Genomic DNA, 236 nt, shown 5'->3' on the forward strand with positions numbered 1-236 from the left:
GTAAGAATACCGTCGCCACCATCGTAGGTCACACCTTCAACCGTTAGGTTGTCACCTTCGATGTCTGTAGCACCTGTTAACAGGTCTGCATCGGTGAAGATGAGCGTGCCATCTTCTTCAACGCTGAACTGTTGATCTTGAGGGACTGGCAGGTCGTTAACTGGGTTAACCGTTAGGTCAGCTGATGCTTGAACCGTATTGGTGCCATCTGAGATATCGAAACTGATATCGATGTC

At 48.7% G+C, this 236-nt stretch carries 1 protein-coding gene; it reads right to left on the reverse strand.

What is annotated here, in order from left to right; translation table 11 throughout:
* A partial coding sequence (locus AB4274_RS04255) for a cadherin-like domain-containing protein (RefSeq protein ID WP_372111119.1) occupies window positions 1-236 on the reverse strand: 236 nt, incomplete at both ends.

This window comes from Vibrio sp. 10N.261.55.A10, from assembly GCF_041470825.1.
Classification (GTDB): Bacteria; Pseudomonadota; Gammaproteobacteria; order Enterobacterales; family Vibrionaceae; genus Vibrio; species Vibrio crassostreae_C.